General features: G+C 57.8%; 21 protein-coding genes and 1 pseudogene. 7 read left to right on the forward strand and 15 right to left on the reverse strand.

Annotated features, from left to right (window positions below):
- Positions 1–8: 8 nt before the first annotated feature.
- Positions 9–2,915, reverse strand: coding sequence for a bifunctional [glutamate--ammonia ligase]-adenylyl-L-tyrosine phosphorylase/[glutamate--ammonia-ligase] adenylyltransferase (glnE, locus tag R1T46_RS21185; protein WP_317306949.1), 2,907 nt, complete (start codon positions 2,913–2,915; stop codon positions 9–11).
- 81 nt (positions 2,916–2,996) lie between these two features.
- On the opposite strand from glnE, the gene R1T46_RS21190 reads away from it, so the two are divergent.
- On the forward strand, positions 2,997–4,175 hold the full coding sequence (locus tag R1T46_RS21190; RefSeq protein WP_286810606.1) for a potassium channel family protein: 1,179 nt from the start codon (positions 2,997–2,999) through the stop codon (positions 4,173–4,175).
- Between the two features lies 1 nt (position 4,176).
- Here R1T46_RS21190 and R1T46_RS21195 read toward each other — a convergent pair whose 3' ends face one another.
- Together R1T46_RS21195 and R1T46_RS21200 are read right to left on the reverse strand one after the other, a co-directional pair.
- Entirely contained in the window at positions 4,177–5,034 is an 858-nt protein-coding gene (locus R1T46_RS21195; RefSeq protein WP_286810607.1) for a CYTH domain-containing protein, read from the reverse strand.
- Positions 5,035–5,421: 387 nt separating this feature from the next.
- Positions 5,422–5,628 (reverse strand): annotated as a pseudogene (locus R1T46_RS21200) (group II intron reverse transcriptase/maturase); the annotation flags it as partial.
- A gap of 97 nt (positions 5,629–5,725) precedes the next feature.
- Here R1T46_RS21200 and R1T46_RS21205 point away from each other — a divergent pair.
- Entirely contained in the window at positions 5,726–5,881 is a 156-nt protein-coding gene (locus tag R1T46_RS21205; protein WP_156105454.1) for a hypothetical protein, read from the forward strand.
- 382 nt (positions 5,882–6,263) lie between these two features.
- Here R1T46_RS21205 and dtd read toward each other — a convergent pair whose 3' ends face one another.
- From dtd to typA, 6 genes are all read right to left on the reverse strand, one after another.
- Entirely contained in the window at positions 6,264–6,728 is a 465-nt protein-coding gene (gene dtd / locus R1T46_RS21210) for a D-aminoacyl-tRNA deacylase (protein ID WP_091644475.1), read from the reverse strand.
- 81 nt (positions 6,729–6,809) lie between these two features.
- A complete protein-coding gene (gene pip, locus R1T46_RS21215; RefSeq protein ID WP_317306950.1) occupies positions 6,810–7,772 on the reverse strand; it encodes a prolyl aminopeptidase in 963 nt (320 codons plus the stop codon).
- Between the two features lie 124 nt (positions 7,773–7,896).
- Positions 7,897–8,508 (reverse strand): group II intron maturase-specific domain-containing protein, encoded by a 612-nt coding sequence (locus tag R1T46_RS21220; RefSeq protein ID WP_317308266.1) that lies wholly within the window; start codon positions 8,506–8,508, stop codon positions 7,897–7,899.
- The gene (locus tag R1T46_RS21225; RefSeq protein WP_317306951.1) at positions 8,396–9,175 is read right to left on the reverse strand and encodes a reverse transcriptase domain-containing protein; all 780 of its coding nucleotides are present in this window, start codon (positions 9,173–9,175) and stop codon (positions 8,396–8,398) included. The genes R1T46_RS21220 and R1T46_RS21225 overlap by 113 nt, the downstream gene beginning before the upstream one ends.
- Before the next feature lie 800 nt (positions 9,176–9,975).
- Positions 9,976–11,367 carry a group II intron reverse transcriptase/maturase gene (ltrA, locus tag R1T46_RS21230; protein ID WP_127401912.1) on the reverse strand — a complete coding sequence of 464 codons (1,392 nt, stop codon included), beginning with the start codon at positions 11,365–11,367 and terminating at the stop codon, positions 9,976–9,978.
- Between the two features lie 520 nt (positions 11,368–11,887).
- The gene (gene typA, locus R1T46_RS21235) at positions 11,888–13,699 is read right to left on the reverse strand and encodes a translational GTPase TypA (RefSeq protein WP_317306952.1); all 1,812 of its coding nucleotides are present in this window, start codon (positions 13,697–13,699) and stop codon (positions 11,888–11,890) included.
- A gap of 558 nt (positions 13,700–14,257) precedes the next feature.
- Between typA and glnA the strand changes: the two genes are divergently transcribed.
- From glnA to ntrC, 4 genes are all read left to right on the forward strand, one after another.
- Positions 14,258–15,661, forward strand: a complete 1,404-nt coding sequence (gene glnA / locus R1T46_RS21240) for a glutamate--ammonia ligase (RefSeq protein ID WP_036203429.1) — start codon at positions 14,258–14,260, stop codon at positions 15,659–15,661.
- Positions 15,662–15,836: 175 nt separating this feature from the next.
- Complete coding sequence (locus tag R1T46_RS21245; RefSeq protein ID WP_075195668.1) at positions 15,837–16,367, forward strand: DUF4124 domain-containing protein; 531 nt, start codon at positions 15,837–15,839, stop codon at positions 16,365–16,367.
- A 328-nt stretch (positions 16,368–16,695) separates the two neighbouring features.
- Positions 16,696–17,778 carry a nitrogen regulation protein NR(II) gene (glnL, locus tag R1T46_RS21250; RefSeq protein WP_036203423.1) on the forward strand — a complete coding sequence of 361 codons (1,083 nt, stop codon included), beginning with the start codon at positions 16,696–16,698 and terminating at the stop codon, positions 17,776–17,778.
- A complete protein-coding gene (ntrC, locus tag R1T46_RS21255; protein ID WP_317306953.1) occupies positions 17,775–19,208 on the forward strand; it encodes a nitrogen regulation protein NR(I) in 1,434 nt (477 codons plus the stop codon). Before glnL ends, ntrC begins: the two co-directional genes overlap by 4 nt.
- Before the next feature lie 7 nt (positions 19,209–19,215).
- On the opposite strand, the gene R1T46_RS21260 is transcribed toward ntrC, so the two are convergent.
- The 6 genes from R1T46_RS21260 to R1T46_RS21285 all read right to left on the reverse strand — a co-directional run bounded on the left by R1T46_RS21260 (position 19,216) and on the right by R1T46_RS21285 (position 24,666).
- Positions 19,216–19,878, reverse strand: a complete 663-nt coding sequence (locus R1T46_RS21260) for a response regulator transcription factor (RefSeq protein WP_317306954.1) — start codon at positions 19,876–19,878, stop codon at positions 19,216–19,218.
- Positions 19,879–20,053: 175 nt separating this feature from the next.
- Positions 20,054–22,168, reverse strand: coding sequence for a TonB-dependent receptor family protein (locus R1T46_RS21265; RefSeq protein ID WP_317306955.1), 2,115 nt, complete (start codon positions 22,166–22,168; stop codon positions 20,054–20,056).
- Between the two features lie 141 nt (positions 22,169–22,309).
- On the reverse strand, positions 22,310–23,119 hold the full coding sequence (locus tag R1T46_RS21270; protein ID WP_317306956.1) for an energy transducer TonB: 810 nt from the start codon (positions 23,117–23,119) through the stop codon (positions 22,310–22,312).
- Entirely contained in the window at positions 23,119–23,538 is a 420-nt protein-coding gene (locus tag R1T46_RS21275) for an ExbD/TolR family protein (protein ID WP_286815799.1), read from the reverse strand. The genes R1T46_RS21270 and R1T46_RS21275 overlap by 1 nt, the downstream gene beginning before the upstream one ends.
- Positions 23,535–23,933: a biopolymer transporter ExbD gene (locus R1T46_RS21280; RefSeq protein ID WP_317306957.1), complete on the reverse strand. Its 399-nt coding sequence runs from the start codon at positions 23,931–23,933 to the stop codon at positions 23,535–23,537. Before R1T46_RS21280 ends, R1T46_RS21275 begins: the two co-directional genes overlap by 4 nt.
- Positions 23,923–24,666: a MotA/TolQ/ExbB proton channel family protein gene (locus R1T46_RS21285; protein ID WP_317306958.1), complete on the reverse strand. Its 744-nt coding sequence runs from the start codon at positions 24,664–24,666 to the stop codon at positions 23,923–23,925. Before R1T46_RS21285 ends, R1T46_RS21280 begins: the two co-directional genes overlap by 11 nt.
- A 180-nt stretch (positions 24,667–24,846) precedes the next feature.
- Between R1T46_RS21285 and R1T46_RS21290 the strand changes: the two genes are divergently transcribed.
- Entirely contained in the window at positions 24,847–25,293 is a 447-nt protein-coding gene (locus R1T46_RS21290) for a hypothetical protein (RefSeq protein ID WP_317306959.1), read from the forward strand.
- Position 25,294 lies beyond the last annotated feature (1 nt).

Genomic DNA, 25,294 nt, shown 5'->3' on the forward strand with positions numbered 1-25,294 from the left:
CTCTTCCATCAACCCAACATAACCCGTTTCCACATACTTTGGATGTAATCACGTTCTTCGGGAAACGCGTCACCCGCCACCTGGCTGTTCAGGTTCTGCAGTGCCCGCCGGTGTATCGTGGAGCGCAGGGTGATGAACGTTTCCCTGAGTTTCTCGGTGTCTTCCACCGGCAAAACCCCCGCCCGGCCCAGCTCCTCCATCTGGCGAATATTATCGGACCACTGCGTCAATTCCGGATGCTCGGAACAACAGGCCAGCATCAGGTACTGCACCATGAACTCGATATCGATAATACCGCCATAGTCGTGTTTGATATGGAAAACCTCAGGCACCTTGCCTTCGATTTGCGGGGTGCCCAGAGCGGTGCGCATTTTCTCGCGCATGCTGATCACTTCTTCTTTTAGCTTGCCCTGGTCCCTTTGTTGGCACAGGATGTCGGCGCGCAGCTTTTCAAACGCTTCCAACGTTTCCCGGCAGCCTGCCACACCACGAGCACGGGCCAGCGCTTGGTGCTCCCAGGTCCAGGCGTCCTTACGCTGGTACTTCTCAAAAGCAGACAGGGTACTGACCAGCAACCCCGAACTCCCTGATGGTCGCAGGCGCATATCCACTTCGTAGAGTTGGCCAGACGGCGTCTGGGTGTTGAGAATGTGTACGATGCGCTGCCCGAGCCGAGTGTAGAAAACGGCGTTATCGATGGGCTTGTCACCATCCGTTGACTGTTCCGGATCGGCATTGTGGATAAAGACCAGGTCGAGGTCCGAGGTATAGCCAAGTTCGATACCGCCCAGCTTGCCGTAGCCAACGACGGCGAAATCGGTGTCACAGGCAGAGCCATCCTTGCGCCGGGGGTAACCATGGCGGCTGACCAGGTTAGCGAACGCCACGTCGACTACATGGTCCAACACCACTTCGGCAATCCACGTCAGGTAGTCACTGACCTTCATTAACGGCAGGGTTTCCCGTATTTCCGAGGCGGCCACCCGCAATATGTGAGCCTTTTTGAAGTGTCGCAGAGTTTCCATCTGCTCCTCGAGATCTTCGTAGGGAATCCGCAGCATTTGCTGGCGCAGGTCATCCTGGAGCTCGGTTTTTGCGGGCGGACTGTACAGGCTCTCTGCGTTCAGCAGCTCATCGAGCAGCAAGGGCGTTTCCGCCAGTTGGCTTGCGATCCAGGGACTCTCACTGCACAGGCGGACCAGTTGGGTCCTGGCTCCCGGATTCTCCAGCAGCAACACCATGTAGGCGGTTCTGCGCAGGATCGCCTCTACCAGTTGGAGAACCCGCGCCAGCGTCTGGGACGGCCTCTCCACGTGAGTAAGCGCTTCCAACAGTACCGGCATGAATTTGTTCAACCGCTGCCGACCTTGAGTTTGCAACGTTTGCAGGGTGCGGGTCCCACGCAGGTCGCTGAGGGCGGAATAGCTGCCTTCGGCGTCCTCAAAACCATGTTCATCGAGCCAGACGGTCGCCGCCTCCTCGTCCATTTCACCCAGCCAAAGTTCCTGCCAGCCGTCATCAAGCGACGCCACCTCGTGCTCTTCATCTTCGATGGCGATGATATCCGCAAAATGCGTGGCCACCCGTCCGCGATGCTTCTCCAGTTCCGCAATGCAGGCCGCCCAATCATCAAACCCCATGATCAGCGCTACACGAGCTCGGGACAGATCGTCTTCCGGCAGCAGTTGGGTTTGCTTGTCTTCCATGCCCTGAAGGGCATGTTCAAGATTGCGAAGGAACACATAGGCCTCCTTCAGCTCCTTCACCACTGCTGACGGCAGCAGCTCCAGCTCTTCCAGCTCCTTCAGGATCACCAGAAGTTCCCGTTGCTGTAATTCCCGCTCCCGGCCGCCCCGGATTAACTGGAAAGCCTGCACCACGAATTCAATCTCGCGGATACCTCCGTTGCCGAGCTTGATATTATTTTCCAGCCCCTTACGGCGCACTTCCCGGCTGATCATGGACTTCATGGCACGCAGGGACTCAAACGCACTGAAGTCGATGTATTTGCGATAAACGAAAGGTTTCAAGCTATCCATCAGGACTTGTCCCGCTTGCTGATCACCAGCCACAACCCGCGCCTTTACCATCGCATAGCGCTCCCAGTCCCGCCCCTGGTCCTGGTAATAGGTTTCCAGCGCAGCAAAACTTAACGCCAGCGCCCCACTCTGGCCATAGGGGCGCAGGCGCATATCCACGCGGAACACAAAGCCGTCTGCGGTGATCTGGTCCAGCGCCTGGATCAGCCTCTGGCCCAGGCGTATGAAAAACTGCTGGTTATCAATCGATCGGCGCCCGCCACGGGTTTCGCCCTTCCCGGGGAACGCGAAGATGAGATCAATGTCTGACGACACGTTGAGCTCGTGCCCGCCCAGTTTCCCCATTCCCAGAACAATCAAGGGTTGCGGGCCTTCCTTTCCCGTCGCCGGATTTACTCCCCACGGCGTTCCTGATTGCTCGCAGGTGTCTTCGTACAACCAGTCCAGGGCACCCTGGATACAGGTGTCGGCGAAGTCACTTGTGGCCGCCATGGTTTCGGCAAGGTCTGCCCAGCGCATCAGGTCCCGCCAGATAATCCGGAACTGTATTTCCGTCCGGAATTGCCGCAACGACGCGTGGAGACTGCCTTCATCAACCACGTCTGACAGGAATTCCTGCCAGCGCTGGCGCAGGTAATCCGCAGTGGTGCGCTCAGTCAGCGGGCGCGAGTGACATAGTGCCGCGACCTGTTCCAGATGGCGTTCAAGGGTGCGCCTGACAAAAGGGCTGCGAGCGACGGCCTGGGCCACATCCTCATCGGATACGCCACCCTGAGTGCCCAGAAAACTGGGCATGCCCTCGGAAAATACCGAAGACCAGGCACCGCCAACCTCATCTGCCAGACTCTTCGGTAAGGAGCGCCACGGCTCGGACATAATGCAAACCCCTGTGTCTCTGTTATATTTCCCGTACTGTATAACGAACTCTCCCCCGACAGAACCGTTGTAAGGACACCGATGCAGAGGAATCGCCGGCCGCTGAACCCGGAACATCAGCTTTCCCACCTGCCTATGTCCGGGATTATCCGGTCACGCATCAAGCGGCTTTTCACCATTCTTGGCGGGCTGCTGGTCACTCAGGTGGTGATCATATGGGCGGCAGAGGACCTCACGCTGTTCGAGTCTGCGTGGATGACCATGACAACGCTGGTTACCGTGGGCTACGGTGATTTTGCGCCGCAGACCATCATCGGACGACTCAGCACCGTTTTGCTGATGTTCATTGCCGCCATCACGCTGTTGACGCTTATCGTCAGTGATTATATTGAATACCGGTTCTACCGCCGGGAACGTATCTTAACCGGACGCTGGATATACGCCATGAAAGACCACATCGTTATCGTCAACACACCGCAGACGGGCGGAGAACAGTATTTTTCTCGCTTTGCCTCCCAAATGCGGGCCGTGCCCGGTTATGAAACCGTTCCCATCATCATATTGACCAGTCAGTTTCCCAACGGGCTTCCGCCCGAACTGGCGGACAATGGCCTGGTTCACTTTCATGGCTCCGGTAGTGACCCGGAAGCTCTCAAGGCGGTGCACGCTGGTTCAGCCCGACATATTGTTGTATTAGCCGCTGACGAATCCGACCCGACCTCCGACAGCCTGACCTTTGATATTGCCCACAGGCTGAGTGAGTCCAACCTTGGCCAGAAAGTTACAGCGGAGTGCGTGCGGGATGAAAATCGTGATCGCTTTACATCAGTTGGTGTCCGTACCGTTATCCGGCCGGTTAGAACCTACCCGGAGATCATGGTGCGCTCGGTCATCGCACCAGGGTCAGAGAAAGTCCTTGAGGATTTGTTTAACTATCAACACGACCACCCCCACCGCTACGAAATTGAACTGGACGACCTGAACTGGGCGGATATCGTCAGTGCGCTGATTCGGCACGGTATCGGCACCGCTCTCGCCTACATTGACAACAGCGACGAAGTCGTTTGCCATCCGCCCACCGATAAGGAAATCGAAGGTAAGGGCCTGATCGTTCTCGTGAAATCCAGTGAGACGCCGGACGTGGAAGTAGTGAAAGAGGCCCTGTCCCACTATCGCGATTTTATTAACAAATGGCACAACCTGCAGAAAAAGGCCTCCCAAGAGGATAGCAGCGCCGCCAAAGCGGCCGACAAGTCGTAAACTATGCCGCCGCGATGGCCAGTTGTAGTTGGCCAAGCTCCCGACTGGCTACCATCTCACCAATGCTCGTCCCCTCTGCCAGCGAACGGAACACGTGCTGATAGAGATCCTGGACTCCGCGCTCGCCAGCCATCCGACCTATCGCCCCAAAATTGTCTCTATCTGCGGGAACGGGCTGCCCGGTGAGCCATGACACGCTGAGGAGAAAGAGGAATTCATTCACCGATAACTCAGTATGCTGCACTGCTTTCGGAACCGGGTTATAAAGCCCCGCGAGGTAATACCCCTGCTCCGCTTTGCTGACAAGGTTCAGAAACACCGGCACTTCATCCGCCAGACGTCGCGCCCACGTTAGTAACAGTGAGGCGTCCCCGGCCTTAAGTTCAAATTCAATTTCACTGAGCGGGCGAGACTGCTCGCCTGCTACAATCTCTCCGGAATCAATGGCCACTTCAACCAGGCTTTCCCCTTGCTCGATCATGACCACACGACGCTGAAAGTTGGTCTCAAATACCGGCTGCAGTTTGGCAAGGTTCACGCTCTGCCCCACAGGTGTGTCGGCAATTAGTCCCATATTGAGCGTGGTACCGATCAGCGGCCACTCCCACTCCTGGCGACGATGAGCACCGTCAACGAACTCACCACGGGTCTTCAGGGTCTGGATGTGTCTGTCACCCACCTTACGGATTCGCAGGGCAATCTTATGGCGGTTGAGATCCCCATCGGGCGTGTCGTAGTAGGTGTTCCCCAGTTGCAGGGTCTCGGACTCATAAGTGTTTGGCTGACCCAACAGCCAGTCAACGGCTCGATCCAGATCAGGCTGCGCCACGCTGAGCTTGATTTCCAGTTCCTGGGCCATCGCCCCTCCTGCCTTGGGAAATTTGATATCAGCATAATCGAGTAGGAGGGGGAGTCACCTCCCCCGCCCTCTCACACCACCGTACATACGGTTCCGTATACGGCGGTTCATGGCTGACTCTGAAGCCGGGCCATCGTATCCAGCAAGCGTACCAGAGACAAGCCGTTGAACACCTTCTTAGGCAGCGCCGCATTCATGTGAGAGGCGCCGCTAGCAGGGGGCGCAGTTTGGCCCTAAAAACCTTCAGGCTCTCGGGTGCAATCCTTAGTTGGACCTGTCATTTATGCCAGCTCACGCTGTAACCCAGAAAGCTCCGACGCCAGGGGCGATCCACAGCGCTCTTCGCCGTGTTTACCGTTAGGCGCAGGTGCGTTTCCAGGTAGTGGCTGATACTGGCATCTGATCGACACCTGCCGCGCCTTTGTTAGACACCACCCGCTGATACGCACGCATCAGGTTCTGGCGCTCAAGCACCTGCTCCATCAGCGTGTTCGGCTCCGCGTTCGTCCACGAGTGAGCCTCCGTGTCTGCCTCGACACGGGCTTCAGTCTCTGCCGGATACCGTCCGGCGCCTCTCTGAATGCCCTGACCCATCCGGGTCGCTTCTGTCTTCATAAGCACACTACGAGAACTCGTCGCCTACTAGCGGCCAACCATGTTCGGTCCTTCAGTGCGCGGTGACGCACCTACTATGACCTCAGCTGAGTTCTGGCTCCCCATCCCCACCCCTCACGAGGTGAGTAGCACCATGGCAGAGAACCAGACTTCCCAGGGTAAGACGCGTGACCTTCACACTTATGCCCGCCGCATCTACGTCCACACCTTCCGTGCAAGTATCGGGCTTTGACGATAGTGGCCGCCTTACCCGGTGTGACCGCCTCATGCGATTCCTGTTCGTCGGGCCAGTGTTTTGCCTGCGGCTTCCTTCAGATTCCACCTCGCGATGGACACCCTTGCCGTCCGGCTAATGGTTCCCCTTACCGGGCCCATAGGGGACTTGCACCCCCAAGTCATCCGGCCAGCACCACCTGCACCGGAACAGCGCCGTCAAGGCGCTACGCGCCATGCCTGGCGCACCATAAAAAAACCGGCAGCCCGAAGGCTGCCGGTTTTCGACTACTTGATAGATTAGCTGGTTAGCTGATCAGAAGTAGTAAACACCACCAACGGCCAGCGCAGCACCAGAAAGGACCACCGACCGTTGCAATGCCTCGCAATAGGGCGACACCTCAACCCCGCCCCGGCACACCTCCAACCTCCAGAAGAAACGTGACCGGCCCATCGTTTACCAAGGCCACCTTCATGTCCGCGCCGAACCGCCCCTGGCCAACCCGAGCTGCGCCCAACTGCGACCCACACGAGGCCACGAATTCATGAAACAGTGTTTCGGCAGATTCCGGGCCCGCTGCTACCGAAAATCCCGGACGGGATCCGGACCGGGTATCAGCAGCAAGCGTAAACTGGGGAACAACGAGGAGGGAGCCGCCCGTATCGAGCAGGCTGCGATTCATCCGTCCCTGGTCGTCGGGAAATACCCGGTAGGCGAGTAATTTTCGACACAGTTCCCGCACCGTGCTGGAGTCGTCTGACTTCTCCACACCGAGCAACAACAAAAGCCCCGAACCAATCTCGGAGATGATCTCATTGTCGACGGTGACGCTGGCGTGGGTAACCCGCTGTATCAGCCCTTTCATCAAGCTCCCTGCGCAAGGACTCAAAATTCGGAAGGAAGTTTATCCACGCACCAGGCTCGCCGCAACCTTCTTCATGTGACTTTACGTATCCCTACCTTCAAGCTTCGCAGCGACCTCATCGACACCACGCATCAGGGCATCAATGATGGCGGGCTCGGACGCCGAGTGCCCTGCATCCCGTATGATCCTCAAGTCTGCTTCCGGCCAGGCCTGGCTCAAAGCCAGAGCATTGTCCAGCGGACAAACCATATCGTAACGGCCATGGACAATGATGCCTGGAATATCCTTGAGCAACGCCGCGTCACGTACGATCTGATCATCTTCCAGAAACGCATTATTCATGAAGTAATGGCATTCGATTCGGGCCAGGGCAATGGCCACATGGGGATGCCCAAAGTGCTCAACCACACGCGGATTCGGGTGCAGGGTCGCACACCGTCCCTCCCAGATGGACCACGCCTTGGCAGCCTGTATCTGTTCCAGTTCGTTGCTGCTCGTCAGGCGACGGTAATAGGCCGCGACGAGATCGCCACGCTCACCCTCCGGAATGGGCGCCAGGAAATCCCGCCAGTAATCGGGAAACACGCGGCTTGCGCCTTCCTGGTAAAACCAGTGAATATCCCTGGGCCGACAAAGAAAAATCCCCCTTAGCACCAGGCCAAGCACCCTGTCCGGGTGCGACTGGGCATACACCAGGCTCAGCGTAGACCCCCAACTGCCGCCAAACAGTATCCATCGGTCCACCCCGAGAAAGGTCCGCACCGTTTCTATATCGTCCACAAGATTTTGCGTAGTGTTTCCAACAAACTCCGCTAGAGGCCTCGAACGGCCTGCACCACGCTGATCCATCAGAATAATCCGGTAGCGCTCGGCATCGAAAAAACGGCGGTGATAGTCCTCGCACCCACCACCCGGCCCACCATGGACGACCAGAACAGGAATGCCATCCGGATTGCCGCTTTCTTCAACAAAAAGCTCATGAGGGGGATCAACTGCGATGCGATGTTGGGCGTTGGGCTTGATATCTGGGAACAGGGTGAGCATGGGGCGCTCCGGAAAGAGGATTTAACCGGAGTTTAGCTGAAGAGAACATCGAGTAGGGTGAGGCGACACCGCCTCATCCCTCTCACAGAACCGTACATACGGGCCACGTATACGGCTCATGCCATTAACTTACCCCGAACTCGGGAACAGTGATGCCGGTTTTGACCTTCGTAAGATCCATCAACTTCAGGTCATTGTGCAAGTAGGTGTTGGGCAGGGCCAGACTGGCCAGTGGGGACGCCGCATTGCGCCAGCTTTGCATCTTGATGTGCCGGAACGGGGGCTTGTAGCCCAACTGTTTCAGCCTCCGATGCAGCCGGCTCGGCTTCTTCCACTGCTTGAGCTGGATGCAGCGCAGTCGCCGCCTTAACCAGCTCATCACCTGCTTCAGCACCCGCGCGCAGTTTGCCACCCGGAAGTAGCTGGCAAAGCCCCGTAGCACCGGGTTCAGCTCGCGGATGATCGCCGCAAGCCCGATGCCCCGGTTTCGCTTCGTCAGCGCTTTCAGCGTCTGCTTGAGCTTCACCACCTTCTTGTCCTGGATGCGGGTGTAGTTCATGTGGATCACCACGCCCAGGAACTTCACCCCCTCATCGCTGTGGGCGATGTGGGTTTTGGTGGCGTTAACCGTCAGCTTCAGCTTCCCTTCCAGGTAGCTTTGGGCCACCCGTAACGCATTCTCCGCGCCCGCTCGTGAACCGCACAGGATCAGGATGTCGTCCGCATAGCGGACGATCCGGTGACCCCGCGCCTTCATGAACTGGTCGAAGGCGTCCAGATAGAACGTTCGCAATCAGCGGACTGATCACGCCGCCCTGCGGGCTTCCCAGCTCCGTGTCTTCAAGGTGGTACCCCACCATCACCCCGCTTTCCAGACACTGGCGCAACAGTGACAGAACACTGCCGTCCGTGATCCGTTGGCGGAACTGGCGGATGATCAGATCGTGGTTTAACGTGTCGAAGCATTTCGACAGGTCCATATCCACAACCCAGTCACGACGGTAGCGGCGGATGAACCGCTCCGCCTTGCCAATGGCATGGTGACCACTGCGTCCCGGACGGTACCCGTAGCTCGACGGGTGGAAGTCCGGCTCGAAGATCGGTTCGATGATGCTGCGCAACGCCTGTTGCACCACCCGGTCCCGAACCGTCGGAATGCCCAGCAGACGCTCACCGCCGTCATCCTTGGCGATGGCTACGCGTCTGACTGGCTGCGCCCGATAGCGCTTTTCCTTCAGCTCGAGCAACAGGCACGACAGCTCCACCTCCAGATCCGCCTCAAACGCACTCAGGCTCTGCCCATCGATTCCGGCCGCGCCCTTGTTGCGTTTGATGTGTCTGAAGGCTTCATACAGGCGCTGTTTTGACAGCAATTGCCCGTACAGACTGTAGTATTTCCTCATGCCTGCTCATCTCTGTGGTGACGGCTTCGAGGATCGGTCTGGCTGCCGGTCTGTTTCAAGCAATCCGTCCGGGTACTAGCACTCTGGCAATCTGCCGCCACGGTATCGCTTTACTCCCTTGCCCGGAGAACACCGAAGCCACTACGTTCCCGCAGCACCTCAATGCACGTCCCTGCCCCGTCGGGCAGCTTGTGAGCGCAGCGTCCACCTGTTCGCTCGTCGTCCGTCACTCTCGTTAATGACTTCCGCCCTTCGCATCCGACCAGAGCTTTTGACCCTGGCCGGTCCGCTGAACCTCCGTCAGCGGTCGTTCCGGTTTTGTCCTCCACGCTGTTACCAGGCTTCTCAGGCCGGAACTTCCTCACTACTACGGCATCATCTGCCACCTCGCACCGACTGCGGCCTCGGCTTTCGCCTTGCGCCACAGCCTCCGGCGTCGCCGGATTCGGTGTCAGGCTTCCCCGGTTACTGCACCGGCTCCCTGTTAACGATGCCACCCTCAAGCACAGCCCAGGTCTGACTGAGTATCGGGCTTCGCGTTATTTTGCACGCTGACCCACCTGGACTGCCGAAACAGGTTCACTTGCGTTGTGTACCGTTAACTTCCTATGGCTTCCTTCAGACCCCACCGTTGGCCAGTGACGCCCTTGCCAGTCGGATTGTCTTCCCCTCAGTCGGGGTGACGCCACCTTCTTTCAGATGGCCGGGTTTGCCGGCTTCGCCGGGCAATCGAGTAGGAGGGGGAGTTACCTCCCCCGTCCTCTCACACCACCGGGCATACGGTTCCGTACCACGGCGGTTCATGGTCGGCTCTGAAGCCGAGTCATCGTATCCAGCAAGCTTACCAGAGACAGACGGTCGAATACCCTCTTAGGCAGGGCCGCGTTCATATGAGTCGCGCCACTGTTCCACCAGGGTCCACGACCATTGGTCGCGCTCCTCCAAGCCCTTATCTCAGTCAAGCCTAGCCGTACCAGGTTGCGGGCCCGCGTGCGGGTCCGCTTCCACTGCTGCCACAGGATCAGGCGAAGCCGCCGTCTTATCCAGCCATCCAGGGCTTCGACCGAACGCTTCGAGGCGGTCAGGCGATAGTAATTTGCCCAGCCTCTCAGCACCGGGTTCAGGTTCCGGATGGTGGTCGTCAACGACTGTCCCCGTGACCGTTTCAGCAGGGGGCGAAGCTTGGCCATGAAGGCCTTCAGGCTTTTGGGCGCGACTCTCAACCGGACCTGACGTTTATGCCAGCTCACGCTGTAACCCAGAAAGCTCCGACGCCAGGGGCGGTCCACGGCGCTTTTCACCGTATTCACCTTCAGGCGCAAGCGCGTTTCCAGGAAGTGGGTAATACTGGCCATCACCCGTTCGCCGGATCTTTTGCTGCTGACGTAAATGTTGCAGTCGTCCGCATAGCGGCAGAACCGGTGTCCCCGCCGCTCCAGCTCCCGATCCAGTTCGGTCAGGAGCACGTTAGAGAGCAAGGGCGACAGGGGGCCGCCTTGCGGCGTGCCTTCCCGTCTCGGGCTGACCAGTCCTCCTTCGAGCATGCCGGCTTGCAGGTAACGCCGGATCAGGGTGAGTATCCGCCGGTCGGCTATGCGACAAGCCAGCAGGCTCATCAGCACATCGTGGTTGACCCGGTCAAAGAACTGGGCCAGATCCAGATCGACCACCCAGCGGTGGCCGTCGTTGATGTGTTGCTGCATCGCCTTGACCGCCTGGTGGGCACTTCGACCGGGGCGGAACCCATAGCTGTGATCCGAGAAGGTCGGTTCCAGCGTCGGGCTCAGCACCTGGTGAAGGGCTTGTTGGATCAGGCGGTCCTGCACCGTTGGGATACCCAGTGTCCGCTCCCCGCCTTGCGGCTTGGGGATACTGACCCGGCGGACCGGTTGAGGATGGTAGTCTCCGGCCAACAGCCGCTCGCGCAGCGTTGGCCAATGCTGTTGCAGGTGGCCCTTCAGGGCCATCACCGGCATCTGATCGACACCGGCGGCACCCTTATTGGATACCACCCGCTGATACGCACGCATCAGGTTCGGGCGCTCAAGCACCTGTTCCATCAGCGTGTTCGGCTCCGCGTTCGTCCACGAGTGAGCCCCCGCGTCTGCCTCGACACGGACTTCAGTCTCTGCCGGATACCGTCCAGCGCCTTCCTGAATGCCCTGCCCCATCCGGGTCGCTTCTGTCTTCATAAGCACACTACGAGAACTCATCGCCTACTAACGGCCAACCATGTTCGGCCCTTCCGTACGCGGTGACGCACCTACTATGGCCTCGGCTGAGTTCTGGCTCCCCATCCCCACCTCTCGCGAAGTGAGTAGCACAGCGGCAGAGAACCAGACTTCCCAGGGTAAGACGCGTGACCTTCACACTTATGCCCGCCGCATTTACGTCCACACCTTCCGTGCAAGTACAGGGCTTTGACGATAGTTGACGCCTTACCCGGTGTGACCGCCTCATATGCGATTTCTGTTCGTCAGGCCAGTGCTTTGCCTGCGGCTTCCTTCAGATTCCATCTCACGATGGACACCCTTGCCGTCCGGCTAGTGGTTCCCCTTGCCGGGTCCACAGGGGACTTGCACCCCCAAGTCATCCGGCCAGCACCACCTGTACCGGAACAGCGCCCGTCAAGGCGCTACGCGCCATGCCTGGCGCACAACAAAAAAGGGGCGGGCCACATTGGCACCGCCCCTTGATATCACTTACTGACGATTACTTCTTATGAGCGCGCTTACGCTCATTCTCAGTCAGAAGCTTCTTGCGCAGCCGGATCGACTTGGGCGTCACTTCCACCAATTCGTCTTCATCGATGAACTCCAGAGCCTGCTCAAGAGTATGCTTGATCGGTGGCACCAGGCCGATAACCTCGTCCTTGCCAGACGCGCGCATGTTGTCCAGCTTTTTCCCCTTGGTGGGGTTAATCACCAGATCGTTGTCGCGGCTGTGAATACCACATAACTGGCCTTCATAGATTTCCTGGCCGGGATCCAGGAACAGCTTGCCTCGGCTCTGCAGTGTTTCCAGCGAGTAAGTCAACGCCGCACCCGTAGCCATTGACACCAGCACACCGTTCTGACGACTGGTCACATCACCGCTCTTGATAGGGCCGTAATGGCTGAAGGTTGAAGTCAAAATACCCGAACCGGAGGTCATGGTCAGGAAGGCGTTACGGAAACCGATCAGCCCGCGCGCCGGAATCGTATACTCAAGACGCATACGGCCCTTTCCGTCCGGCACCATGTTGGTCATTTCACCCTTGCGGAGCCCCATCTGATCCATAAGCGCACCCTGGTGCTGCTCTTCGATGTCGATGATGACGTTTTCGTACGGCTCCTGTTTAACACCATCGATCTCACGGATAACCACTTCCGGACGACCCACGGCGAGCTCAAAGTTCTCGCGACGCATGTTTTCGATCAACACTGAGAGGTGCAGCTCGCCACGGCCGGATACCTTGAACTTATCTGCCGACTCACCTTCTTCAACTCGCAGAGCAACGTTGTGCAGCAGCTCTTTTTCCAAACGCTCTTTGATGTTGCGGCTGGTGACAAACTTACCTTCCTTGCCACAAAACGGTGAGTCGTTGACCTGGAACGTCATGGAAACCGTCGGCTCATCCACCGTCAACGGCGGCAAGGCTTCAACATTGGCCTGGTCACACAAGGTGTCAGAGATGTACAGCTCATCCATGCCGCTGACGCAAATAATGTCGCCCGCCTGCGCTTCGTCGACTTCAACACGCTGCAGCCCGGAATGGCCCATGATCTTGAGAATACGGCCCTGGCGCTTTTTGCCGTTGGCACCAATGGCCGTAACCGGAGAGTTGGTTTTAATCTTGCCGCGCATAATGCGGCCGATGCCAATAACGCCCAGGAAGCTGTTGTAGTCCAACTGAGAAATCTGCATCTGGAACGGACCGTCCCGGTCGACGTTGGGGGCAGGCACGTGATCAACGATGGCCTGGAAAACCGCGTCCATGTTGTCGTCCAGCTTTTCGTGATCCATTCCGGCAATGCCGTTCAGGGCGCTGGCATAGACAATCGGAAAGTCCAGCTGCTCATCGCTGGCTCCAAGGTTGTCGAACAAATCAAACACCTGATCCACCACCCAATCCGGGCGAGCTCCAGGGCGGTCAATTTTGTTCACGACGACAATCGGGTGCAAGCCCGCGTCGAACGCTTTCTGGGTCACGAACCGGGTTTGCGGCATCGGGCCGTCAATGGAGTCAACCACCAGCAACACGCAATCGACCATGCTCATGACACGCTCGACTTCACCGCCGAAATCGGCGTGACCCGGAGTGTCCACGATATTGATGTCGTAGTCGTGCCATTTCAGCGCCGTATTCTTGGCCAGAATGGTAATGCCACGCTCTTTTTCCTGATCATTGGAGTCCATGACACGCTCGTTTTCGAGCTCTTTACGGTCCAGCGTGCCGGACTGACGAAGAAGCTGGTCAACCAGCGTGGTCTTGCCATGGTCGACGTGGGCGATGATGGCGATATTACGAAGTTTATCAATCACAACTATAATCCTGCAGCATGCACCGAATGACCTGAGAGGTCTTCAGTAAGCGCAAAGCCCCTTACATGCCGTCTCAAATCCGTAAAATGAATTTCATTTGTCGGGCCGGGAAGCCCGAATACCCCCTGAAGAAACTCAGCGTCTGTGCTGAATACCTGAGGCAAAAATGAAGTGGCGCGCAGTATATAGCAAACTCACTTGCGTTTATATGAAGAAAAACGCCTATCGAAGCAACAACCCATCTGCATCATTTTGGTGCATTATTTCAGCTATCGCACCGTTTTAACGCACCACGAAAGAGCGATAGGGCCACCCAATCAGCACATATCGCTCCAAAACAGCCCGAACGCCTTGGTATTGCGCACTTGTGGCGCATGCATCAAAAACTGGCAAGGCTATTGCTAAACCTTAAGCAGCCGAATTTGCAGGTAACTCGCAACAGCTTTTGTTAAGCTGCCCTACCTGAAAGAAAGATCGGGAGTCAGCACTGCTGAACGATCCGGCAACAATGTACACAGAAATCGCCCGCACGGCGGGATAACAGACGGAGCATGCACAATGTCCAAGACGATTGATCTGATCAAGGAACACGAAGTCAAATGGATCGACCTGAGATTCACTGACAGCCGTGGCAAAGAACAACACGTAACGCTGCCGGCCACCGAGGTGGACGAGGACTTTTTCAGCGACGGCAAGATGTTCGACGGCTCTTCAATCTCCGGCTGGAAAGGCATCAATGAATCCGACATGATTCTGATGCCGGACGACAGCACCTCCGTGCTGGACCCGTTCACCGAAGAAACCACACTGAACATTACCTGTGACATCGTAGAGCCTTCCACCATGCAGGGCTATGAGCGTGACCCACGCTCCGTTGCCCGCCGTGCGGAAGAGTACCTCAAGTCCACGGGCATCGCTGACGGTGCCCTGTTTGGTCCGGAACCTGAGTTCTTTGTTTTCGATTCTGTTAAATGGAATGTGGATATGCAGGGCGCTTCCTACCACATCCACTCTGAAGAAGCCGCCTGGGTATCCGGCGAAGACTTCGATCGCAACAACATCGGTCACCGCCCGGGTGTTAAAGGTGGTTACTTCCCGGTTCCGCCAGTGGATAGCCTGCACGACCTGCGTGGCGCCATGTGTGCCGCTATGGAATCCATGGGCCTGGAAATTGAGGTTCATCACCACGAAGTCGGCACCGCTGGCCAGTGTGAAATCGGCGTTGGCGCCAACACCCTGACCCGCAAGGCTGACGAAGTGCAGATTCTCAAGTACTGCGTACACAACGTGGCCCACGCCTACGGTAAAACCGCCACCTTCATGCCCAAGCCTGTGGTTGGTGATAACGGCTCCGGCATGCACGTACACATGTCCCTGAGCAAAGACGGCAAGAACCTGTTCGCAGGTGACAGCTATGCCGGCCTGAGCGAAGCAGCGCTTTACTATATCGGTGGTGTCGTCAAGCACGCCAAGGCCATCAACGCCTTTACCAACCCTGCAACCAATAGCTACAAGCGTCTGGTTCCGGGCTACGAAGCACCGGTTATGCTGGCCTACTCCGCCCGTAACCGTTCGGCCTCCATCCGTATTCCATACGTGAACAGCCCGAAAGCACGTCGTATCGAAGTGCGTTTCCCTGACCCGGCGGCCAACCCGTACCTGGCGTTCGCTGCATTGATGATGGCCGGCCTGGATGGTATCCAGAACAAGATCCACCCGGGCGATGCCATGGACAAGGATCTGTACGACCTGCCGAAGGAAGAAGCGCTGAACATTCCGAAGGTTGCTGAAACCCTGTCCGAAGCTCTGGATTGCCTGGCTGAAGATCATGAATTCCTGACCCGCGGCGGCGTGTTCACCGAGGACATGATTGCCGGCTACATCGATCTGAAGCGCGGTGAAGTTGAGAAACTGAACATGACCACGCATCCGGTCGAGTTCCAGCTCTACTACTCCTGCTGATCCGTTCGTAAGGATCAGCAACCCAGAGAAGCCCCGCCTTGCGCGGGGCTTTTTTGTGTACGGCCGCACATTTCGACCAGCCTTAACGGAATGTAACCAAGCTGCCGGGTAATGGCGTTGAAATACTCATGACTGGCGCTGATAATCGGGTAAAACAATCAGACAGGTTGTCTCTATGAACGCACGGCTTGCACTACTCTCTGGCATTGTCGCTCTTGCGGCGCTTCCGGTTTCCGCCGAGGTCTATCGTCAGGTGGATGCTCAGGGCAACGTTACCTATACCGACGAGCCCTCGGAAGGCACCCCTGCTGAGGAGATCAAGGTAAAACCGGTCACCACGGTCACTCTGCCAAAACTCGAAGCGGTTCGGGAGCCAGAGCGGTTGCGGGAAAAAGTGCAACAGGAAGGCTCCGTCTACGACAGCGTCCGCTTCCTCGCGCCGGGTGATGACCAGGCCTTCCACAGTGGCAGCGGCGACGTGGAATTCCGCGTGACCAGTTCACCTGGCCTTCGGGGCAGCCACAAGTACGAAGTAACTCTCGACGGCCAACCGGTTGGCCAGAGCGCTTCCGGGACAGTGATGGTGCGCAATGTGTTTCGCGGCACCCACGATGCAGGCGTCAATATCGTCGACAGCAACGGTGTTACCGTCAAGAGCGGCGAAACCATTACCTTCACCATCCACCGGCCCAGCGTCAACAACTGATGCACCCTTCCGGGGCCCCGACCGTTTCGGGCCGGGGCGCCATACAAACGCAGACCTGTAGCGGTTAGCGAACCACCACGCCATTCCTGCTTGCCCCATTTTAGTGCGGTCGCACCATAAAAAAGCCATACTCTGACCATTCCCAGGGCGGATATCCGCGGGCAGGCTTTACGCAATGATATTTCTGCACTACACCACGCCGTGTTCACAGGCCTGTAACCCGCATGCCCGCTAAATGCGCACTGTCATCGCCACGAACAGCCAATGTGGTTCGTTTTTTGCAAAACTGCCTTAGCAACCCGCAAGGCCCATCAAAAGGGACAAACGAATGGCAATACCGGCCGGATACAAAAGCATACTGGACAGCCTGACCACAGCCGTACTGGTGCTGAGTGACGGGTTAAGAGTCCAGTACCTGAATCCGGCGGCCGAAAGTCTGTTTGAAACCAGCGTAACCAGAAGTAAGGGAGCCCCGATCAACGACATCCTGATCGACTCTGAAGATGCCCTGCAAACACTGTATGCAGCAGCCGAGAATGGCCAGTCGTACACCAGACGCGAAGCGGAATTCATACTGACAAGCGGGTTGCGGCTGACGGTTGATTATTCGGTGTCCCCCATAAGCCTTGAGCCAACGGAACTGTTGATCGAAATCCAGCCCAGGGACCGCTTGCTAAGGATCAGCCGGGAAGAAGACATTATCTCCCAGCAGGAAACCACCCGGATACTGGTCCGGGGCATGGCCCATGAAATCAAAAACCCTCTTGGAGGTATTCGCGGGGCGGCCCAGTTGCTGGACCGCGAACTGCACAACGAAGACCAGAAAGAATACACCCAGGTGATCATTGCAGAAGCGGACCGCCTGCGAACCCTGGTGGACCGCATGCTCGGCCCGAACAAAGCCCCAAAAATGGCGTCCACCAATATTCATGAGGTTCTGGAGCGCGTCAAAACCCTTTTGGAAGCTGAGAGCCGCGGCCGCCTGAACTTCCGGAGAGATTACGATCCCAGCCTGCCCGAGTTCCAGGGCGACAAGGAACAGCTGATTCAGGCTTTCCTTAACATCGCCCGCAACGCCATGGAAGCCGCGTTCGAGAACCAGGCGGAGATGACCGGCGACGAACAGCCGACGATCACCTTCCGCACACGCGCATTGCGACAGTTCACCATCGGCCACAAACGCCATCGCCTGGTGTGCCGTGTGGATGTGATTGATAACGGCCCGGGCATACCACCGGATCTGTTGCAAAATGTTTTCTACCCGATGATCAGTGGGCGAGCCAGCGGCACGGGCCTCGGCCTCTCCATCACCCAAAGCATCATCGGGCAACATCACGGGCTTGTTGAATGCGAGAGCGAGCCCGGAAAAACCGACTTCATCATCTTCCTGCCCCTGGAGGAAAACCAATGAGCCAACCGGCAAACGTCTGGATAATTGACGACGATCGCAGTATACGTTGGGTGCTGGAGCGCGCCCTGAACCAGGCCGGTATGCAGCCCCGGGTGTTTGAAAGTGGCGAAAGCATCATGATGAGGCTGGAGCACGAACAGCCCGATGCCATCATCAGCGACATCCGTATGCCCGGCGTCGACGGCATCACCTTGCTCTCACAGATTGTTGACTCACACCCGGATCTGCCGGTGATCATCATGACCGCCCATTCCGACCTGGAAAGCGCGGTGACCAGCTACCAGACGGGCGCCTTCGAGTATCTTCCGAAACCGTTTGATGTGGATGACGCCGTTGCTTTGGTGAAGCGGGCCGTGGCTCACAGCCACGAACGCCGTGCCACCTCAGAGCCGCAGGCCGAAAGCACACAGAGAAATGCCGAAATCATCGGTGAAGCACCTGCGATGCAGGAAGTGTTCAGGGCCATCGGCCGACTGTCCCACTCCAACATTACCGTACTGATCAACGGTGAAAGCGGTACCGGTAAGGAACTGGTCGCCCAGGCCCTGCACAACCACAGCCCTCGGGCGAGCCACCCCTTCATCGCACTCAATATGGCTGCGATTCCCAAGGACCTGATTGAGTCCGAACTGTTTGGCCATGAAAAAGGCGCATTCACAGGCGCAGCGGCGGCAAGGCAGGGCCGCTTTGAGCAATCCAATGGCGGCACCCTGTTTCTGGACGAAATCGGCGACATGCCCGCCGACACCCAGACCCGACTGCTGCGGGTACTGGCCGATGGCGAATTCTACCGGGTGGGCGGCACCACCCCCATCAAAGTGGATGTGCGCATCATCGCCGCCACGCACCAGGACCTGGAAAAACTGGTGCAGGCCGGCAGCTTCCGCGAAGACTTGTTCCACCGCCTGAACGTAATTCGCGTACACCTGCCCAAACTGGCTGAACGCCGGGAAGACATCCCCAAACTGATGCAGCACTTCCTGAAACGGGCCGCCAAGGAACTGTCGGTAGAAGCGAAAATACTGCGGCCAGATGCCGAAGAATACCTGACCACCCTGCCCTGGCCCGGCAACGTGCGCCAGCTGGAAAACACCTGCCGCTGGCTGACCGTAATGGCCAGCGGCCGGGAAATCCACGTAGACGACCTGCCCCCGGAACTGCTGCACCAGGCGGAAAGTGAGCACAGCGCCACTGGCCAGACCTGGCAGGAAGGCCTGAAAAACTGGGCAGAACAGGAACTGAAGCGCGGCAAGAAGTCGATCCTGGACACCGCCGTACCGGAGTTCGAGAAGATTATGATTGAGGTGGCCCTGAAGCACACCGGCGGGCGCCGCCGGGATGCGTCCGTGCTGCTTGGCTGGGGCAGGAATACGCTGACCCGGAAGATTAACGAACTGAAAATCGATTCTGCTGAGGACGCGGAAGACTAAGCAGCCGTTACTCCTGGGAAACGGATGCCGCTGGCTGCGTGCAGATTTGAACCAGCCCGGCATCAATGGCGAAGAAGACCAGCTTCGCCATCGACTCGATTCCAAGGCTGCTCTTAATGGCGGTCACCGTATTGGCCACGGTTTTCTTTTCGATTGCCAGGGCATGGGCAATTTCATCATTGCTTAACCCGCGAGCCAGCATGGAAAACACTTCAAACTGGCGGCGCGTCAACTGCTGCAATTTTGCGGACTCGGAGGCCTGATCGTTGAACGACGACTTCATAATCAGATCGTACTCGACAAAAATTTCACCTTCGGCAACGCGCTGAACCGCCTTGATCAGGGTATCGGTGTCGCAGGACTTGGTGATATAGCCCATGGCGCCCACCTGAAGGGCACGTTTAACGATAGGCACTTCGTTGTACATACTGAAGAAGAGTATTCGGGCGTCTTTCTGGGCTTCCAGAATTCGGGCCGCTGCTTCTATGCCGCTGATGCCCGGCAAGCCTACGTCCATAATAATCAGATCCGGCTGATGCCTCCTGCTGAAGTCGCAGGCTTCCTCCCCAGATGCCGCCTCCATAATTTCGCAGGGTTCCAAGGCCATCGATAACAGGCTGGCATAACCCTGTCGCACCACCGCATGATCATCCGCAATCAGAATTTTCATCTCGGACTCTTTTGTTGTTGGTATTCACCCGCCAAGATTATCACAACCCCCTCGGGCGTTTGTTCCCCCCTGACACGAAAAAAGCTCCGGCCGCAGAGCGGCCGGAGCATCGGAAGAAAAATGCCGGGAAAAGGAAGGAAACCCGGCCAAGCGATATGACTAACCGAGGGTCATATCAAAACCTCACTGTTGCGCCAGCAACAACCGTTCTCGGAGCGCCGGGGCGGATGCCGTCCTGCACATCCGAGATATACAGCTTGTCTGACAGGTTGCGCCCCTGAACCCACAAGGTTGCATCCGTGGTGGTTGGCAACTTGTAGCTTGCCCGTGCCGAGAACAGGGTACGGCTCGGCACCTTGCCCGCCTCGCCGTCGGAGGTCAGCTCACGGGTATTTTCGATATCACTGTAGAAGGACCCCAGATGGCTGACAGTGGCGCTCAAGTGCCAGCCGGCCATGTGATCCATCCCAACGGTGAAGCTGCCTGCCCGGGTCGGGATTTCAGGTACCCGATTGTCGTCCAGGGGTCCGGTGGTGAAACGGGCATCGGTGTAATTCAGCGCAGCTTCGGCGAACAGGTTGTAATCCGCCAGATAGAAGGCAGAGGAATCGATTCTGGCGCCGACATCGACGCCGGTACTGCGCGAATCCGCTGCGTTTACAAACAACGCATCGCCGAATTCGTCCACATCATCACGAATCAACGTGTCCTTGATGCGATTGTGGAACACAGCTGCATCGAGGCTGACGCCTTTGATTGCGCTGGTACGGACACCCAACTGGCTGTTCACGCCGGTTTCCGGGGTGAGCGGAAACTCATCCGAGCGAGCCGAGGCAGGCGCATAACCGCGATGGATGCCGGCGTAGATCTCTGATTGCGCAAACCCTGTGTAAAGCAGGCTGATCCCAGGCAGGAACAATGAGTTGGAATCCTTTTCCCGAACACCTTCGTCACTGCTACCAGGGCGAAACACCGTGTCTTTGTATTGGTTGTAGGTTTCATAACGAAGGCCCGGGGTCACCGTCCAATCACCAAAGCTCATGCTATTCTGGATATATCCGGAAACCGCCTCGGCATCGTATTCCACCAGGCGCCCGTCACGGGTGTAACCGTCCTCGCCAGAGACCGCCAACAAACGGCCGCGGTTGCCCTCATCCAGCTTCTCACCCGGCAGGCCAACAGGGCGGCGGTCCTCAAAGTTATGGTTTTCGTAGCGTACGCCGGTCTGGATACGATGGGTCAGCCCAAGCGCTTCAATGTTGGCCCACTCCAGTCGGCTCTCAACCCCCAGGTTCTCATAACGGCGATCCCGGCCTTCCATCACGCCGCCGTCTGCAGGTGCCGTGCCGCGAGTCTGGAAACGCGGGCGGTCCAGGTCTGTAAAGAAGACTTTACTGGACACGCTGACATCGTCCGTCACCTGCAGGTTATGGGTCAGGTCGTACTTCAGGTAGTTCACCGAAATGTTGTTATCTTCGCGCCCCTCATCGAAACGGCTCTTGTTGCGGGGCGCGTCACGATACTCCTGCAGGGAAAGGTTCGCTTCGTCGTAACCATCGCTGCGCTCACGCAAGTAGGTCACAGACGCCGCCAGCTGGTTGCGTTCATTAACCTGCCATTCCAGGCCAGTGTAGAAATCGTCGTACTGCTGCTCTTCCACATCAAAGGTTCCGTCAGCACGCTTGCCGGTGTAGGAGAACACCATGCCGACATCGCCTTCAGTGCGGCGATGGTGAATATGCTGCTGGATGGTGTCCTGGTTGCCCACGCCCACTTCGATGACGGTTTCCGGCACCGGGGTAGGTTTCAGGTTACGGAAATTGACGATGCCGTTGTTGTTCAGAGGGCCGTGGACAATCTGCCCTGCGCCCTTGTAAACCTCAACGCGCTCCAGGCGCTCCAACGGTGGGGTGTAATGCGCACCGGAATCGAGGTATGCACTGTTGTTGATCGGCGTGCCGTCTTCGAGCAAGAGCACCTTACGGGAACGGCGCGGAGGTGCACCGCGAACACCAATACCGGAGCGCCGGCCGAGGACATCGTCGTCGATGGTGCGCACGCCCGGCACAAAATCCAGGGCATCATGCAGGGTGTAGGGCTTATACACATCGATCTGGTCACGGGTCAGCACGCTCGCGGCACCCGGCATGCCCTCAACAGACGTGGGCACCAGGCTACGCACATCCAGTGCCGGCAGATACACTGCCTCGCCTGTCTGCTGGGCCATCACAATGCCCGGAACGGAAGCCAGAACGGCGAAACGCACCGCGCGGATTATTGGTTTCAACATCAAACTCATCGTATTCCCCTTAGCACAGGTTTTTATTGCTGTTGGGGTAACCTTAGAGTGGGGAGCGATTCGGGAGAACTGAACGATGGAACCTGAGGAGGCCTACTTTGGGTCGGGACATTTTCCCGTTAAAGCCGGGCGTTACCGCAGGGAGAAGGCGACGGGCAAGGTCACCGTCAACTCGGGCCGGCCATAATCCGCAGGCACTCCGGGTAACGGTACCGCCCTGGACAACATATCCCGCACCTCGTCATCCAGGGGGCGAAAGCCCGCACTCTTTACCACCCGGGCGTCTGCCACCTGGCCTTGCCGGTTAACCGTAAAGGTCACCTCGACCACACCTTCCCGACGCATGCGGCGGGCAGAATCGGGGTAACGTTTATAGCGGTTCAGGTGGCCCAGTAACGCTTGCAGATAACGGGCTTCATCGTTCACCACACCACCGGTATCTGCCTGTGTCGCGGGGGTTGCCGAGGCATCTTCGGCGGGGGCCAAGTTAGGCTCTGCGGTGGGTGCCGGGTCGGCGCCACTGATTTCGGGCACCTCCTGCTCCTCTACGTCCCTATCGGGTTCTGACGTTGTCGATACTGGCTCGACAGGCTCCGGCTCTGGCTCTGGCGTTGGTTGTGGCTTGAGCTCTGGTTCTGGCAGGGGTTCTGGCTTTGTTTCTGGCGACGGCGCGGGCATGGGGGCCTGCAAGGAATCAGGCTTCTGCAGGGGCTCCTCTTTCGGGGTGGCCTGTACCGGCTCCGGATCAGTATCAGAAGGATTTTCAGCAGGCGACATGTCAGCACTCGCCAGCGTCACAAAAACACCATCGGCCCCTTCATCCGCGGCCACATCCAGCACCGGCTGGTGCGCCAATACACCCTGCACGACCAGAAAGGCTCCGGCATGAAACGCCAGTGCACAGAGCGCACCCGCAAACAGATACCGACGCTTCAAGCCCATCACGGGCTCCGCCGCGTGGACAGGTGCACCGATTCAAACCCTGCTTCCGACACCCAGGCCAACACCGGCTGCCATTGCTCTGCCGTTAACGTCTGATCAATCTTGACCAGCACCGGGGATTGGGAGCGCGCCGCTCCCTCCACACCCCAGCCATCCGCCAATGCCCTCGAGAGCTCGTCGTGCTGGACCGGGGTGCCATTGAGAAAAACCTCACCACCTTCCGTCATCAGAATCTCGACCTGCGCTGACACCTCCGGTTCGCCGGAGTCCATGGCTGGCGGAACAAACGGCAAACCATCAGACGCCCGAATCTGACCGGCCAGCATGAAGAAGATCAGCATCAGAAAGACCACGTTGATCAGCGGTATCAGATGATCGTCATTACTGGCCGCCGGAGCGCTGCCACGTTTGATGTTCATTCTGCCGCCCCAGTGTTCACCGAGACGCTGGCTGCACCCAATCCCCCTACCTTATCGAGCAACCAGACCACCTGTTGTATTGAACTCGCTGGATGGGGTGTGAGGATCACGGTTCGGTCGCCTCCTGCGAGCAGGTCACTCAGCTGCCTGTCATCCAGAAACACGAGCGGCTCATCCGGCAGGATTGGTCGGCCATCCGGTGCCATCCCCAGCATCAATGGTGGCTCACCGGAGACCTCTGAGCCCTCGCCCGTCGACATCGTCAAGTCGAGACTCTGCCACTGGATAAACGAGGAGGTCAGCATGAAAAACAGCAGCAGAATGAACACCACATCAATCAGTGGTGTCAGACCAATCAGCTTTCGGGAGGGTGCCGCAGGGCGATCAAGCTGCATGGCCCCGCCGCTCATCACTGGCGTTAAGAGGATTAGCCGCCGGCTCAGACACATTCACCGCGCCGGAAGTATTGCCAACCAAGGGTCCGGTAAATACCGCGGTCAGCGCATCTTCCATATCATCCACCAGGCGGTCCGTTTTACGCTCAAGGTAGCTGTGCAACATGACCACGGGAATGGCCACAATCAGGCCCGCAGCCGTGGTCAGCAGCGCCTGCCAGATCCCTCCCGACAGCACCGACGGGTCCACCTGGTTACCCGCCGCCTCCATCTGCTGGAACGCCAGAATCATCCCCATTACCGTACCCAGAAGGCCCAGCAATGGGCTTAGCGTGGCTATGACTTCCAACGGTTTCAGATAACTCTTGAGCGATGCCGAGTGCCGGGACGCCTGGCGAGCCAGCTCCTCCCGAACCAGCGGCGCGTCACCATGGCGCATCACCGAGGCCATGGCACTGGCCACCAATGCCGGCACCGGCTGTTGGCTGGTCATCAAGAGACTGTGGGCGTCACGCACTTGGCCATCCCGCCACAAAGATAGACTGTTCGAAACTTTTGTTTTGGATTGCCAGGTGACTAAAAGCAACTGCAGGGATTTGCCAACAATCAACGTAACGGCAACCATGGAGAATACCAACAAGATCGCCACCACCGGCCCGCCAATACCCAGCAGTTCCACCAACCCGAGCGTCAACACACCCATTTCCACCAACGGACTCAACCACTCAGACATCACGTCACCCAATCCCGCGCAAATGGCACTGATTCAACCTGAGCGTGACACAATGCCAGGACCGCATGAACCGCCCTTTGGTCGCCACTTCCCCAACTTTGGTCGTACTACGGAAAGACGCTAGGTGTCCCGACTTTTCCGCTGATACTGTCAAGGAAAGTGGATGAGGAGAACGACAAGATGAAACTCTGGATGACGGCACTGGTGGCAGGCATCACCTTGTCATTTCAGGCTCACAGTGAAGGCGACCTGACCAGGCAAATGCCGATCGTAGTGGAAGTCGAACTGGGCACAACTGAGGGTGAGATGCGATTCAGCCCCTCACATCTTGAGTTCGAGACCGGAAAGCTTTACCGGCTGGTACTGAAAAACAACAGCCCCCACCCACACTACTTCTCCTCAATGGGTATGGCGCGCTCGGTGTTTACCCGCAAGGCACAAACCTACACCGCGGATGGCCAGCGCACAGCCGAAATCAAAGGGCACATCCATGAAATTGAGGTGTTTCCGGGACACCAGGCAGACTGGTGGTTTGTGCCCGTGCAAACCGGTGAGTTCAACGACCTGACCTGCCCGGTAGCCGGTCATCAGGAGGCAGGAATGACCGGCAGCATACGCATCTATTGAT

Origin of the sequence: Marinobacter salarius (genome assembly GCF_032922745.1) — a bacterium.
Taxonomy (GTDB): Bacteria; Pseudomonadota; Gammaproteobacteria; order Pseudomonadales; family Oleiphilaceae; genus Marinobacter.